Origin of the sequence: Cupriavidus phytohabitans (assembly GCF_000426345.1) — a bacterium.
Taxonomy (GTDB): Bacteria; Pseudomonadota; Gammaproteobacteria; order Burkholderiales; family Burkholderiaceae; genus Cupriavidus.
In genome coordinates, this window is the sequence record NZ_AUFE01000096.1 from 1 (window position 1) to 14,259 (window position 14,259).

At 65.4% G+C, this 14,259-nt stretch carries 16 protein-coding genes and 1 pseudogene; 3 read left to right on the plus strand and 14 right to left on the minus strand.

Going from position 1 to position 14,259, the window contains the following annotated elements:
* Nucleotides 1–226: IS4/Tn5 family transposase DNA-binding protein (locus K309_RS38080; RefSeq protein WP_035878657.1), on the minus strand; the 226-nt coding region annotated here is incomplete at its 3' end.
* A 408-nt stretch (nucleotides 227–634) separates the two neighbouring features.
* On the opposite strand from K309_RS38080, the gene K309_RS0131235 reads away from it, so the two are divergent.
* The 3 genes and pseudogenes from K309_RS0131235 to K309_RS0131240 all read left to right on the plus strand — a co-directional run bounded on the left by K309_RS0131235 (nucleotide 635) and on the right by K309_RS0131240 (nucleotide 2,210).
* A complete protein-coding gene (locus K309_RS0131235; protein ID WP_156914508.1) occupies nucleotides 635–991 on the plus strand; it encodes a hypothetical protein in 357 nt (118 codons plus the stop codon).
* Between the two features lie 45 nt (nucleotides 992–1,036).
* Nucleotides 1,037–1,255 (plus strand): annotated as a pseudogene (locus K309_RS43370) (IS5/IS1182 family transposase); the annotation flags it as partial.
* Nucleotides 1,256–1,277: 22 nt separating this feature from the next.
* Nucleotides 1,278–2,210 carry a hypothetical protein gene (locus K309_RS0131240; RefSeq protein ID WP_029049980.1) on the plus strand — a complete coding sequence of 311 codons (933 nt, stop codon included), beginning with the start codon at nucleotides 1,278–1,280 and terminating at the stop codon, nucleotides 2,208–2,210.
* 506 nt (nucleotides 2,211–2,716) lie between these two features.
* On the opposite strand, the gene cheZ is transcribed toward K309_RS0131240, so the two are convergent.
* The 13 genes from cheZ to K309_RS0131305 form a co-directional block, all read right to left on the minus strand.
* The gene (cheZ, locus tag K309_RS0131245; protein WP_029049981.1) at nucleotides 2,717–3,352 is read right to left on the minus strand and encodes a protein phosphatase CheZ; all 636 of its coding nucleotides are present in this window, start codon (nucleotides 3,350–3,352) and stop codon (nucleotides 2,717–2,719) included.
* A 19-nt stretch (nucleotides 3,353–3,371) separates the two neighbouring features.
* The gene (cheY, locus tag K309_RS0131250) at nucleotides 3,372–3,758 is read right to left on the minus strand and encodes a chemotaxis response regulator CheY (protein ID WP_029049982.1); all 387 of its coding nucleotides are present in this window, start codon (nucleotides 3,756–3,758) and stop codon (nucleotides 3,372–3,374) included.
* Nucleotides 3,759–3,850: 92 nt separating this feature from the next.
* Complete coding sequence (locus K309_RS0131255) at nucleotides 3,851–4,924, minus strand: protein-glutamate methylesterase/protein-glutamine glutaminase (RefSeq protein ID WP_029049983.1); 1,074 nt, start codon at nucleotides 4,922–4,924, stop codon at nucleotides 3,851–3,853.
* Between the two features lie 21 nt (nucleotides 4,925–4,945).
* On the minus strand, nucleotides 4,946–5,629 hold the full coding sequence (cheD, locus tag K309_RS0131260; protein WP_029049984.1) for a chemoreceptor glutamine deamidase CheD: 684 nt from the start codon (nucleotides 5,627–5,629) through the stop codon (nucleotides 4,946–4,948).
* A complete protein-coding gene (locus tag K309_RS0131265) occupies nucleotides 5,629–6,540 on the minus strand; it encodes a CheR family methyltransferase (RefSeq protein WP_029049985.1) in 912 nt (303 codons plus the stop codon). The genes cheD and K309_RS0131265 overlap by 1 nt, the downstream gene beginning before the upstream one ends.
* A 37-nt stretch (nucleotides 6,541–6,577) precedes the next feature.
* Nucleotides 6,578–7,072, minus strand: coding sequence for a chemotaxis protein CheW (locus K309_RS0131270; protein ID WP_029049986.1), 495 nt, complete (start codon nucleotides 7,070–7,072; stop codon nucleotides 6,578–6,580).
* Between the two features lie 34 nt (nucleotides 7,073–7,106).
* Complete coding sequence (gene cheA, locus K309_RS0131275; RefSeq protein WP_035878658.1) at nucleotides 7,107–9,164, minus strand: chemotaxis protein CheA; 2,058 nt, start codon at nucleotides 9,162–9,164, stop codon at nucleotides 7,107–7,109.
* A 74-nt stretch (nucleotides 9,165–9,238) separates the two neighbouring features.
* Nucleotides 9,239–10,216 (minus strand): flagellar motor protein MotB, encoded by a 978-nt coding sequence (motB, locus tag K309_RS0131280; protein WP_029049988.1) that lies wholly within the window; start codon nucleotides 10,214–10,216, stop codon nucleotides 9,239–9,241.
* A gap of 25 nt (nucleotides 10,217–10,241) precedes the next feature.
* On the minus strand, nucleotides 10,242–11,105 hold the full coding sequence (gene motA / locus K309_RS0131285) for a flagellar motor stator protein MotA (RefSeq protein WP_029049989.1): 864 nt from the start codon (nucleotides 11,103–11,105) through the stop codon (nucleotides 10,242–10,244).
* Between the two features lie 119 nt (nucleotides 11,106–11,224).
* Nucleotides 11,225–11,830 carry a flagellar transcriptional regulator FlhC gene (gene flhC / locus K309_RS0131290; protein WP_029049990.1) on the minus strand — a complete coding sequence of 202 codons (606 nt, stop codon included), beginning with the start codon at nucleotides 11,828–11,830 and terminating at the stop codon, nucleotides 11,225–11,227.
* Nucleotides 11,827–12,144: a flagellar transcriptional regulator FlhD gene (gene flhD, locus K309_RS0131295; protein WP_022537455.1), complete on the minus strand. Its 318-nt coding sequence runs from the start codon at nucleotides 12,142–12,144 to the stop codon at nucleotides 11,827–11,829. The genes flhC and flhD overlap by 4 nt, the downstream gene beginning before the upstream one ends.
* Before the next feature lie 484 nt (nucleotides 12,145–12,628).
* Nucleotides 12,629–13,363 (minus strand): DUF4088 family protein, encoded by a 735-nt coding sequence (locus tag K309_RS0131300; protein ID WP_029049991.1) that lies wholly within the window; start codon nucleotides 13,361–13,363, stop codon nucleotides 12,629–12,631.
* 58 nt (nucleotides 13,364–13,421) lie between these two features.
* Nucleotides 13,422–14,259: methyl-accepting chemotaxis protein (locus tag K309_RS0131305; protein ID WP_029049992.1), on the minus strand; the 838-nt coding region annotated here is incomplete at its 5' end.

Below are 14,259 nucleotides of genomic sequence, written 5' to 3' on the forward strand. Positions count from 1 at the left end.
GCTCCCAATGGGGCTGCATCACGTCCCGCCAATCGATCTGCTCGTTGCCGAGAAACCGATATGCCGCGATGGTTTGCGACCAGTCATCGCATGCGCCGGGGATGCTCGCCGTCGGCAAAGCCGCAAACCGCTTGAGCAGCTCCTTGGCGCGCCGATCCCGCCGCGGATCACCAAGATCCAGACTCTCGAATTCCTCGTCCACCCATGCCCCCGACTCGTTGCTCATTGCTGCACGAAAATCTGAGAGTAAACGCGAGTCTGGCGAAGTTAACAACCCCCTTACCTCGAAATTCCCAGGGCCTCAGGCTCCATGCCTCGCTGCGGAGACGGTCCTACTTCCGTATAAGGGGATGGGTTAACGGCGGGCGGGTTGGGGGACTTTAGGGGAAAGTGGAGAAGCCGTCGACTGGCGGGTGGCTTGAAGCAAGCCAGTGACCCGTCCTGAACAAGGTTGACGATGAGGTGGGAGCCCTCCTGCGCATCGAGAATATGGGAAGCAGACCGAGGTGGTTTTGGTCGGCCGTCAGGCATCCTGGGTTGAGTCGCATGCTGATAGAGGGCCTCGCCATTCCCATGGTGCGCTACCGACCAAACTGGGCCGCAGCGCTTGCGACTGCCGCCTAGAATGCTCTGCATGCCCCGCATTGTCATCTTTATTCTCGTGCTGCTCTTGCCGCTGCAGGTAGCTTCTGCAGGGCCCTGGCACGTCACGTACGCGCACGACCAGGTGCTGGAGCAAACGGAACAAGCGGAACAAACGCCGGAATATATTTCTCTTCATTATGGCGAAGACGGAAGCATGCAATATGGCGGCCGCGATGCCTCGTTTCTCCATGAACTGGACGTCGACGAGCACACAGAGCTTAGCGCAATACTGTCAAGTAATAACCTGGGCCTGACCTCTCAGGGCCAACTCACCCCGCCTTTTTTTGCTGGCGCTACGCCAAGTCTCATCCCCAATCGCATCCTTCGTCCGCCGCGCGCCCTCTGACGGAGGGACACAGGTCTGATCGCAGACAGCGGCGCCGCGATGTGCAAGCCACTACACGCCGCCGGTATTGCGACCGAGATCGCCGGCCGAGGCCAGCCGTACGGCAGCGGCCCAGCCAAGACCTGCTAAGTCGTCGAACGAACGATCGCCTGGCCAGCACAACCTCAGGTATTTGCGTTTCCGCTTCGGGCGACTTGGCATCATTCAATGAAGCCTTCCTGAAAAATGGCTTGCTGCATCATCTGCTGGCAGCCATCTCAGGAGATCACTTTTTCAGGTTCAAGTCATGGTTTCGTTCCCGAATGGAAAGAAATTCGCCTTTACCATCTTCGACGACACGGATCTGTCGACCGTCGCCAACACCAAGCCGGTCTATGACCTGCTCGACCGTTGCGGGCTGAGGACCACCAAGTCAACCTGGGTCTATCCGTCGCGCGGCAAGTGTGCCGGACAGTCGCTGGCCGACGCAGACTATCGCGACTGGCTGATCGAGTTGTCACGCAAGGGTTTTGAGATTGGGCTGCACAACATCGGCGACGGCTCATTCTCGCGCGAGGAAATTGCCGCTGGGCTGGAGATATTCAGGGAAACTTTCGGCTGCTACCCGAAGGTGCATACCAACCATGTCTCCAACCCCGACAATCTCTACTGGTGGAGCAAGCGGTTCGAGTTTCCCTTCAACCTGCTGTACCAGTTGGCCAGCCGCGTCAGGCGCAGGGCCGGTTCGCTGGTCGGGGGTGACGACCCGGCGGGCAGCCACTACTGGGGCGACCTCTGCCGAGACAGGATCACCTATGTCAGGAACTTGACTGTCAACCAGATCGACACGCTGCGCATGGACCGGCGGATGCCATACCACATCAAGTCCAAGCCACTAGTCAAATACTGGTTCAGTTCTTCCGACGGCCACGACGTCAGGGTCTTCAACTCGCTGATCACCAGGAAGAACGTGGAACAGCTCGAAGCCACCGGCGGCGTGTGCATCGTCTATACGCACTTCGCCTATGGCTTTGTCAAACACGGCGTCCTCGACGAGACCTTCCGGCAAGGGATCGAGTTCCTGGCCAGCAGGGGTGGCTGGTTTGTTCCGGTCGGCACGCTCCTGGACCATCTCATCAGTGACAGGGGCGGCGAGGATCCGGGCTATTCGTATCGCCTTTGGACCAACCTTCGCTGGGGCATTGATCGGATACTCAAACAGGCGCGCTTCGGTATATAGCGGAACGACGCCAGGAGTGCACCTTGACGTAAGGCCCGCCACGCGACCCGGCGCGCCTTACCGCTATAGCCCCGCTACCGGCCACCTTGCCCTTTAGAATTAGGGAAAACACCAGCCCCCGCGATCCCACGATGAACCAGGAACTGCCCCCAGCCTCAGGTCCCCCGCAGACCGTCGACGTCTGACCGAAGATCAAATCGATACCCCCCTTTTCATACAGGTTCAGTCCCGCTCCCCGGGTACTGATGGGGGTGGGCGGGCGCAAGGCAGGGTTAGCAGACCGGAGAATAGGCGAAAGCCGGCGAGCCCGGAGGCTCCCCTGCCAGGGCCCGCCCATGGAAGGGGCGTGCAAAGGCACGGCGAACGTAAGGATACCGCCGAAGGGCGGTCGTTCGGCTTATTCATCCGGGCTGCTAAACCCGGTCGCCGCAAGCGCAGCGACGAACCCAGTATGAGCAGCAAGCGCGAGTATGGGCAAACTCTTAAAAAGCGCGCCAACCAAAACGTCAGAACCCCAAACTCGCCAGCAGATCATCCACCTGCGACTGGTCTGACACCACGTCGGCCTTGCCCTCCGGATTCACCTGCGGCCCGTTCATCAGCGTCGACGGCGCATGCGCTTCCACGCGGCGTTCGGACGGGACATTGTCGATCAGCACCTGCAGCAACTCCTGCTCCAGCGTGCGGATCATGTCCATCATCTTCTTGATCACCTGCCCGGTCAGGTCCTGGAAGTCCTGCGCCATCATGATGTCAAGCAAGTGGCTATTGGTGGCGCGGGCCTGGCCTGGCACCTTGGACAGGAAAGCGCGCGTGTCGAGCACCAGCGAGCGGGCGTCGGCCAGCTCCACCGGCTGCTCGAACCACGCACCCCAGCGCTTGTCCAGGGTCTCGGCCTGCCGCTCGATGTCGGACTGGATCGGCTGCGCCAGTTCGACCGCGTTCAGCGTGCGCTCGGCGGCCTGCTCGGTCATCGCCGCGATGTAGTTGAGGCGGTCGCGCGCATCGGGAATGGCCTGCGCGGCGCGCTCGATCTCTTTATCCAGGCCGAGCTCGCGCATATTGTCGCGCAGCATCCGCGTCAGGTTGCCGATGCGCAGGATCAGTTGCTCGGCCGAATCGTTGCTCAGCGTCGGAGTCATGGCAAAGGGCTCCTCTGGATCAACCGCCGAGCTTCTCGAAGATCTTGGTGATCTTCTCGTCCAGCGTGGCTGCGGTGAACGGCTTGACCACGTAGCCGTTGGCGCCGGCCTGGGCCGCGGCGATGATGTTTTCCTTCTTGGCCTCGGCCGTCACCATCAGCACCGGCATCTTGCCGATATTCGCGTCGGCGCGGATCGCCTGCAGCATCGACAGGCCGTCCATGTTGGGCATGTTCCAGTCCGAGATCACGAACTGGAAGCTGCCGTCCCTGGCCTTCTCGAGGCCGGCGGCGCCGTCCTCGGCTTCCTCGACGTTGACGAATCCCAGCTCCTTGAGCAGGTTGCGGATGATCCGGCGCATGGTCGGGAAATCGTCCACGACCAGGATCTTGATGCTCTTGTCCACTTTGAGGGCTCCAGGTAAATGCAGTGTTGGCTAGTCGGTCCAGCTTGTTGTTTCAGCTTGTTGTCTGGGCTTGTTGAGGTTTCCGGGTCCGTTCAGACCCGTTGCGCGCGCGTGCCGTACGTGGCCAGGCGCGCCATCACGCGCTGGGTCATCGCCGGCAAGGGCACGATTTCATGCACGCCGCCGGTGGCGATCGCCTCCTTCGGCATGCCAAACACGATGCAGGTGTGCTCGTCCTGCGCCAGGTTATAGGCACCGGCCTCGCGCATGCGCAGCATGCCGCGCGCGCCGTCCTTGCCCATGCCGGTCAGGATCACGCCGATCGCGTTCTTGCCGCCATGCTCGGCGGCCGAATCGAACAGCACGTCGACCGAGGGCCGGTGCCGGTTGACCGGCGCTTCCTGCGACAGGTGCGCGACATAGTTGGCGCCGCTGCGCGCCAGGCGCAGGTGCGAGTCGCCCGGCGCGATGTACGCATGGCCAGGCAGCACGCGTTCGCCGTGCTCGGCTTCCTTCACGGTGATGCGGCACAGCCCGTCCAGGCGCTGCGCGAACGAGCGCGTAAAGCCGGCCGGCATATGCTGCACGATCATGACCGCGGGGCTGTCGGGCGGCAGCGGCATCAGGAATTCCTTGATCGCCTCGGTGCCGCCGGTGGAGGCGCCCAGGATGATCAGCTTCTCCGTCGACAGCAGCGGGCTGCGCAGTATCGGCGCGGGAGCACTGGCGCCCGGGGCCGGCTGCGCCGCCGCGCGCACGCGCGCGCGCGCTGCGGCGCGCAGCTTGTCGGCAATGGTATCGGTGTATTCCAGCAGCCCGTCGCGGATGCCGAGCTTGGGCTTGGTAACGAAATCCACCGCGCCCAGTTCCAGCGCGCGCATGGTGATTTCCGAACCGCGCTCGGTCAGCGACGACACCATCAGCACCGGCATCGGCCGCAGCCGCATCAGGCGCTCCAGAAAATCGAGGCCGTCCATGCGCGGCATTTCGACGTCCAGCGTCAGCACGTCCGGGTTCAGGCGCTTGATCAGGTCGCGCGCCACCAGCGGGTCGGGCGCGGTGCCAACCACTTCCATGTCGGGCTGGCTGTTGATGATCTCCGTCATCAGGCTGCGGATCAGCGCGGAATCGTCCACGCAGAGCACCTTGATCTTGGCGGCAGTCATAGGAATTCGTGCTCGGTTGGGTCAGGGAAGCTGGCGCGTGGAAGACTGCCGCGCAAACAGTTCGGGGGCGCGCTCCGGCGCGCGCGCCGGGGCTCTGGCCGAGGTGGCGATGGCCCGTGCCAGCGCGCGCTCGTCGCGCGCCACCGAGACCGCGTCGTCCTGCCGCGTCAGGCGGCGCACCAGCGCCAGCCCGCCGATCGGGAAATAGCTGACGCGGCGCGCATGCGGGCCGCGCAGGTCCTGCGCCGCGACGCGGATCTCTTCGGCCTTGAGGTAGCGCAGCACGAAATCCGCGTTGCGGTCGCCGATGTTCAGCGTGGTCATGTTGGCCAGCACCGCGCCGCCGCCGAAGACCTTGGCCTCCAGCCGCTCGCGCCGCGCGCCCATCTTGAGCAGCTCGTTGATCAGCACTTCGAGCGCGTAGCTGCCGTAGCGCATCGACGGCGACAGCATGCGGTCGGCGCTGCCGCTGGCGCCGCTGTTGCCACCTTCGTCGTCGGGCAGCATGAAGTGGTTCATGCCGCCGACGCCGGCGACCTCGTCGCGGATGCACGCGGCCACGCACGAACCCAGCACGGTGGTCAGCACCACGTCCTCGCGCGTCACGTAGTACTCGTTGGGCAGCAGCTTGACTGCCTGCTTGCCGAACTCGCGGTCGAAGTAGGTGCGCGTGGCCAGCGCCTCGGGCAGGTAGGGCGTGCGCATCAGGGCCTTCCCGCCCTGGCGGCATCGGGCGCCAGTTCGTAGACAGTCTGCCCGCGCAGCTGGAACGCGCGCGTGACGTAGGAGAAGTTCTCCGAGTGGCCGGCGAAGAGCAGGCCGTGCGGCTTGAGCAGCGGCACGAAGCGCTCCAGGATGCGGCCCTGCGTCGGCTTGTCGAAATAGATCATCACGTTGCGGCAGAAGATCGCATCGAACTGCTCGCGGATACCCCAATCGGGCGCGAGCAGGTTGAGCGGATCGAACGTGATGGTGGCGGCCAGCTCGGGCTTGACCTTGACCGAGCCCGTGCGCGGGCCGGTGCCCTTCAGGAAGAAGCGCTTGAGCCGTTCGGGCGACAGCCGCGCGACCTGGTCGGCCGAATACACGCCGCTGCGGGCCTTGGCCAGCACCTGCGTGTCGATATCGGTGGCCAGCACGGTGGCGGCGCGGTCGCCCAGTGCCTCGGCCAGCGTGATGGCGATCGAGTACGGTTCTTCGCCGGTGGACGCCGCGGAGCACCACACGCTGTACGGGCGGCCGATCTTCTTTGCATGCTCGGCCAGCAGCGGGAAATGGTGCGATTCGCGGAAGAACGAAGTCAGGTTGGTCGTCAGCGAGTTGGTGAAGAACTCCCACTCGGGCGAGCGGTCGTCCGCTTCCAGGATCGCCAGGTACGAGGCAAAGTCGGCCAGCTGCAGCGTGCGCAGGCGGCGCGCCAGGCGGCTGTAGACCATTTCGCGCTTGTGGCTGCCCAGCGAAATGCCCGCGCGCTTGTGGATCAGCGCGCGGATCTTCTCGAAGTCGCGCTCGGTCAGCAGGAAGTCGCGCATCTCGTCGCGCCGCGTGTTGGCGGCCCGCGCGGAGACTGCGCCCGCCAGGCCCTGGAGGCTGGCGGCAGTGCGGAACGGCGTCATGGCTGGCGTGGCGTTACAGGTTGCGGCGGCGCGTGCGTCAGGCCAGCTCGGCCTCGACCAGTGCCATCTCGGGGCTGGTCATCAGCTTCTCGATATCGATCAGCACCAGCATGCGCCCGTCGACGGTGCCCAGGCCGGTCAGGTGCTCGGTCGAGATCGACACGCCGAACTCCGGCGCCGGCTTGATCGCCTCGCCGGTCAGCGTCAGCACGTCCGACACGCCATCCACCACGATGCCGACCACGCGGCCGGCCACGTTGAGGATGATGACCACGGTCTGGTGGTCGTAGCGCACGTTGCCCAGGCGGAACTTCAGGCGCAGGTCGACGATCGGCACGATCACGCCGCGCAGGTTGGTCACGCCCTTGATGAAATCTGGCGCGCTCGAGATGCGCGTGACGGTCTCGTAGCTGCGGATCTCCTGCACCTTGAGGATGTCGATGCCGTATTCCTCCGAGCCCAGCGTGAAGACCAGGAACTCCTGGCCCGAAGCGTCGCTTCCGGGGGTATCGATGTGTCCGATGCCGGCCATGATGTGTTTTCTCTTCCTGTAGTGGGTCGGTTGGTCAGGCGAACGACGAAGCCAACGACGAAGCCAGCGCCGGCTCCTGCCGGCGCACGCCGGTGCGCTGCAGCGCGCCGACATCGACGATCAGCGCCACGCTGCCGTCGCCGAGAATGGTCGCCGCCGAGATGCACGGCACCTTGCGGTAGTTGGTTTCCAGGTTCTTCAGCACCACCTGGTGCTGGCCGATCAGCTGGTCCACCAGCAGCGCGAAGCGTTTGCCCTCGGCCTGCAGGATCACGGCAATGCCCTGCGTCGGCTCCTGCAGCGCGTCGGCAACGTTGAAGACACGATGCATTTCCAGCAGCGGCAGGTATTCGCCGCGCACGTGCATGACGCGGTCGGAGTTGGCGGCGGTGTGCACATCCTCGGCCTTGGGCTGCAGCGATTCCATCACGCAGTTCAGCGGCAGGATGAAAGTCTCTTCGCCGACCTTGACCGACATGCCGTCCAGGATCGCCAGCGTCAGCGGCAGCACGATGCGGATGGTGGTGCCCAGGCCCGGGCGCGAGCTGATCTGCACATGGCCGCCCATCTCCTGGATGTTGCGCTTGACCACGTCCATGCCCACGCCGCGGCCCGAGACGTCTGTGACGACTTCGGCGGTGGAGAAGCCCGGCGCGAAGATCAGCTGCCAGACTTCCTCGTCGCTGATGTTCTCGGATACCGGCAGGCCGTTCTGGATTGCCTTGGCCAGGATGCGCTCGCGGTTCAGGCCGCCGCCGTCGTCGCTGACCTCGATCACGATGTTGCCGCCGTGGTGCTGCGCGGACAGCACCAGCTGGCCGGTCGGCTCCTTGCCGGCGGCGACGCGCTTGTCGGGGGTCTCGATGCCGTGGTCGAGGCTGTTGCGCACCAGGTGCGTGAGCGGATCGATGATGCGTTCGATCAGGCTCTTGTCGAGCTCGGTGGCCTTGCCGAAGGTGACCAGGTCGATCTGCTTGCCGAGCTTGCTGGCGAGGTCGCGCACCAGGCGCGGGAAGCGCGAGAACACATAGTCCATCGGCATCATGCGGATCGACATCACCGCTTCCTGCAGGTCGCGCGCGTTGCGCTCGAGCTGGCCCATGCCGGAGAACAGGCGGTCGAACAGCACTGGATCGAGCGACGACGCGGTCTGCGCCAGCATCGACTGGGTAATCACCAGTTCGCCAACCAGGTTGATGATCTGGTCGACCTTTTCGGTCGGGACGCGGATCGAGCCTTCGCCGTGCGCTGCGGCTGGGGCTGGCCTGGCCTTTTCTTTCTCCTTCTCCTTCTCGCGCGCGGCGGGAGCAGGAGCAGCCGGGGCGGCCGCGGCTGGCGCCGGAGGCGGCGCGGGCACGGCCGCAGGTGCCGGTGCTGCGGCCGGTGCCTCGGCCGCGGCCTCGATCACGATCTGGTCCATGTCGATCACGAAGCAGCACACCGCGATGATGTCGTCGGCGCTGCACTGGGTGTTGAGCCACACCACCAGTTCGCCGTTGACCTCTTGCTGGCCGGTGATCTCGCCGAGGTTGGCGAGCTCTTCGCGCAGCAGCGCCTGGTCCCTGGCGGAGACCTTGACCAGCCGGATCTTCAGCGCGCCGCCGGCTACGGCAGCCGGCGCTGCAGCGGGAGCCGCGGCCGGAGCAGCAGCGGGCGCGGGGGCCGGCGCTGCCGCGGGTGCGCCCGCCTGGCCGGCGGCTTCCTGCGCGAGCTGCTGCAGCACGGCGCAGATGCGCGCCAGTGTTTCCGGATCGGGTTCGGTGCCGTTGCGGTAGGCGTTGAGCTGGTCTTGCAACACGTCCTTGGTTTCCAGAAAGGTATCGATGATGGTCCTGGTCAACGCCAGTTCCTGCCGGCGCGTACGGTCCAGCAGGTTCTCGAAGATGTGAGTGGTCTCGGTCAGCGCCGCGAACCCGAAGGTGGCCGCTCCGCCCTTGATCGAATGCGCCGCCCGGAAGATCGCGTTCAGATGCTCCGGATCGGGAGACTCGATGTCCAGGCCGAGCAGCAGCTGCTCCATTTCCACGAGCAGTTCTTCCGCTTCTTCGAAGAAGGTCTGGTAAAACTGTGTGATATCGATATCGACAGACATGGCGTCCTGACTCACTAGGTTGCTGCGCTAGGCGCGGGCGCCGCCGGTGCGGCCGCGCCTGATTGTTTGCTGCGTCATGGCTTGCTGCCGTGCGGAGCCGAGGCACGCGCAGCCTGCGGCGCGGAGGCCGCGGCCAGGCCGGCCTGCATCTCCTGCGCCGCCTTGCCGGCCTGCGCCGCCACCGAGACCTCGGCGGCGCTGGCGTTCTCGGCCTCGAAGCGCGCCTGCGCCTTCTGGTTGAGCACCACGATGCTGATGCGGCGGTTCACCGGCGCCAGCAGGTCGCCCGTGTCCAGCGGCATGGTCGCGGCCAGGCCCAGCACGCGCAGCACCTTGCCTTCCTGCATGCCGCCCGCGATCAGCTCGCGGCGCGATGCATTGGCGCGGTCGCTGGACAGCTCCCAGTTGCTGTAGGTGCGCTCGCCGTTGGAATAGTTGGCCGCATCGGTATGGCCGGACAGGCTGACCTTGTTCGGCAGCTCGTTCAGCACCGGGCCGATCTCGCGCAGGATGGTGCGCATATAGCTTTCAACGGCGGCGCTGCCGGTGCGGAACATCGGCCGGTTCTGCGTATCGAGGATCTGGATGCGCAGGCCTTCGCTGGTGATGTCGAGCAGCAGCTGCGGGCGGAACTGGCGCAGCACCGGGTTGTTCTCGATGATCTGCTCCAGGCGCTGCTTGAGCGCGCGCAGGCGCTGCCCTTCCTGCAGTTCGTTGCGGCGCTGTTCCTCGCTCGGGTCGTTGTCGCGCGCGCGCATGACCTCGCCGTCCTTGCGCATGACATCCATGCCGCCGCCCGGGATCACGCTGGGCGACTGGCTGCTTTTCTCGCCGCCGACGATGGCCGCCTTGAGCGGCATGCGGAAATACTCCGCGATGCCTTCCAGCGTCTTCTTGTTGGCGCTGGACAGCAGCCACAGCACCAGGAACAGCGCCATCATCGCCGTCATGAAGTCGGCGTACGCGATCTTCCAGCTGTGGTTGCCGTGCGGCCTGGCGTGCGATTTCGCCCGGCGGACGATGATCGGACGCATGTCATGTGCGCTGCTCATGGGGGTGCCTCCTGCCTTGCCGTGCTCAGTTCAGGCTCTTGACTTCGCGCACGTGGTCGTCGAGCTCGAGGAACGACGGCCGCACCGTGGAGTACAGCACCTTGCGGCCGAATTCCACCGCGACCAGCGGGGCGTAGCCGTTCAGGGAGGCGAGCAGCACCACCTTGATGCACTCGTAGACCTTGACGTTCTCGGACACCTGCAGCTCGATGCGCGCGGCCAGCGGCGAGATAAAGCCGTAGGCCAGCAGGATGCCCAGGAAGGTGCCGACCATGGCGTGCGCGATCAGCGCGCCCAGCTCCGCCGGCGGCAGGTCGGCCGAAGCCAGCGCGTGCACCACGCCCATCACCGCGGCGACGATGCCGAAGGCGGGCAGCGCATCGCCGACGCGCGACAGCGCATGGGCGGGGATCTCGGCCTCGTGGCGGAAGGTCTCGATCTCGTGGTCCATCAGGGCCTCGATCTCGAAGGCGTTCATGTTGCCGTTGACCATCATGCGCAGGTAGTCGGTGAGGAATTCCATCACCACCGGATCCGACAGGATGCGCGGGTACTGGCTGAAGACGCTGCTGGAGGCGGGATCCGCGATTTCCTTTTCCAGGAACAGGATGCCCTCGCGGCGTGCCTTGGACAGCAGCACGTACAGCAGCGACATGACGTCGAGGTACAGCTCCTTCTTGTACTTGGAGCCTTTGAACAGGCCCGGCAGGGCGCGGGCGGTGGCCTTGATGGCCTTGGTGGTGTTGGTGGCGATGAAGGCACCGAAGGCGGCGCCGCCGATGATCACGAATTCCGCCGGTTGATATAGCGCGCCCATGTGGCCGCCGGTCATGGCGTAACCGCCAAGCACCGCGACAACCACGACGACATAGCCAAGAACTACTAGCACGATGGGATCCCCGTCAAAAAACGCGCGTCAGTCACGCACAATGGCCCGCGCACGGGCGAACGGGGAGTGGTCCGTCCGCCAGCGCTGCAAGCTTGCCGGCCGGCGGACCTGAACCAGGATCAGGCGTTGGTCTGCACGGCGGCGGCGTCTTTCGAGAGCTTTTTCACTTTCCCTGCGCGCGAGGGCGGACGGCACAGGCTGCACACGAAGTTCGCGTGCGGCTCGTACGCGTGGGTGACGAACTGTCCGCCGCAACACGTGCAGCGGGACAGCTGCAGCATATTGCTCTCGAAGAACCGTACTAACGTCCAGGCACGCGTGAAACTTAAGACAATTTCACCGCCGAGCAGCGAAACGTGCTCGAGGTACAGGCGATAGGCCGCCACCACGGCGCGGATGCCCACGGTCTCGCCTTCCCGCACCATGAACTGGTAGGCAGAGAAGAACAGCGACGAGTGGATATTCGGCAGCCAGGTGGTGAACCAGTCCGTCGAGAAGGGCAGCATGCCCTTGGGAGGCGAGACCCCGCGCAGTTCCTTGTACAAGCGGATGAGCCGGTCGCGCGACAGCGTGGTCTCGGCTTCAAGCACCTGCAGGCGCGCGCCCAGGCCGATCAGCTCGATGGCGAGCTGGGTCTGGTTGGCATCCTGGAGAACGCTCTTGCGGGTGGCTGTGGAGGTGGCCGTGAAACTCCGGTTCGGCTCGGCCTTCAGCAGCGCGGTCAATTGAGTGACTCCACCGGCTGACGAGCAAGCAGGATCGCGGCGTGGATCTGCTGCATGTCATGGCTCTTGGCCGTGTGGGTGAGCGTGGACAGAAGCGCATGGTCGTCGAAGCGGAACCTGCACAGCACCATGTTGGATGCCGCGAGCTTGACGAGTTGCGCCGAAGTCAGCTTGCCGAGGATATCCGCGATTTCCTTGCTGACCCCGAGCCGGAACATGGCTTCGACCTGGTTTTCGCGCACCAGTCTTTGCGCGAGCAGCAGATAGGCGAGGTTAACCTCCCTGATCTCCTGGAGAACTTCACTGCTTTCCAATTTTTCCCCGCTACCAAAAACCCACCGTTGCCGCTTGTCCGGCGCTTACCGGGCCCGAGGGGCTCCGGCGACCAGATCGTTTGCTTGCGGCTGGGCGGGTACAACGTACGACTTAAAGGAACTGCGCCCGTGTCACACTGTTATCAGCCCCGTTACAACTGTTACAGAGTGTAAGTGAGACTGGTACGTTTATATCGGCAATCTGCCCGCAATGCCAATCCCTACTTACGCGGGGGGGAATGCAAATGTCGTACGAAACATACATGACTCGGCGCAGTTTGTTACATTTCACGGAACTGTCACTTGATTTCGATCAACGCAGTAACGCAATCGTCATAGCAACCAAACGCGCCAGACTGCTGTCCGGATGCCTGCTGGATTCCACTATTGACGAAACGCGGGCGGAGTGATCTTTGCGCCTGCGGCTTGCCCCGCCCTGTCCGAAAACGGCATGTCCGAAATCCACTGCCCGGCACGCGCGCGTTCAGCCGCCGAACATTCGCCGCAGCCACGCCGCGAGGCGCGCATAGACATCGTCGGGCGCGTCGCGGAACAACGCGGGGCGTGACCGCTCCACCTGCTCGAGCACGCGCGCGGCTTCTTCCGGCTGCACCGAGCCATACTCGAGCGCCAGGCCCAGCATGCCGCGCAGCTCGCCGACGCGGGCGCGGCCCGTGGCCTCGTTGGCTTCGGTCTGCAGCGCGTACATCAGGTCATAGGCGCGCTGGCGCAGGCTTTCAGCCAGCCGCCATGCCGGCGTGCGCATGCGCTCCTCGAGCGCGCGCACGTCTTCGGCCGAGGCCGCGACCTGGGTCGCCAGCGCTTCGGTGAAGGCGACATCAGCCCCGCATTCGGTCAGCACCTTCGCGGCCCATTCGCGCGCATGCGCAAGGCGTTGCGCCGCCGTCCAGTCCGGCTGCACCGCGAGACCAAAGCCGAAGCGCTGCGCGTCGCGCATCAGCGCCGCCAGCGCGTGGGGCAACTGCTTGTCGAACACGCGCCGGGCCCAGCCGTACTCGCCGCCGGACAACAGCCGGTTCACGGCGCGCTCGGTCAGCGGGCCATCGTGCTGCAGCAGCCTGGCGCGCAGGAAGTCGTTGAACTCGGGCGGCAGGAACTCGCGGTCCAGGCCGGTCGAGACGCCGATGAACTGGTCGAATTCCTTGCGCAGCCTGGCCGCGTCATCCGGCGGCAGGGCCAGGGTGATCTCGCTCGTCATAGCATTGCCATCCCGGGCCGCGCCGCGGCCCGTGGTTCCGGTGGAAAGCGCCGGTGGATCAGAACGCGCTCCAGTCGCCGTTGTCGGCGCCGGCCAGCGCGGGGCGCGGCGTGCGTGCGGTGGTAACCGGCTGCGCCGGCTCGGCGGCGTGCGGCGCGCCGGCTGCGCTGGATGCCGCTGCCGGTGCTGCTGCCATTGCCCTCGCCGTAACGGCTGGCGCCGCGCGCCTCGTGGCCGCCAGCGTGCGCACCTTCGCCGCCACCTTGCCCGGCACAGCGGCCGATGCCGACTGGGACGCCGGCAACGAGAACGATGCCTGCGCATCGCCCGCCGCCAGGCGGAACATCGCCACCGCGCCCTGCAGGCGGCCGGCCTGCTCTTCCAGCGCGCCGGCAGCGGCCGCGGCCTGCTCGACCAACGCCGCGTTCTGCTGCGTCACCTCGTCCATCTGCGCCACGGCCTGGTTGACCTGCTCGATGCCCGAGCTCTGCTCGGCCGAGGCCGCTGAGATCTCGCCCATGATGTCGGTCACGCGCTTCACCGCCTGCACGATCTCGTCCATGGTCTTGCCGGCCTGGCCCACCAGCGCCGAGCCATTGTCGACACGCTCGACGGTATCGCCGATCAGGCCCTTGATCTCCTTGGCCGCATTGGCGCTGCGCTGCGCCAGGCTGCGCACCTCGCCCGCGACCACCGCAAAGCCGCGGCCCTGCTCGCCGGCGCGCGCGGCTTCCACCGCGGCGTTCAGCGCCAGGATGTTGGTCTGGAAGGCAATGCCTTCGATCACGCCGATGATGTCGACGATCTTCCTCGACGCATCGTTGATCTCGTCCATGGTCTGCACCACGCGGCCCACCACCTCGCCGCCGCGCAGCGCGGTTTCCGACGCATTGGCC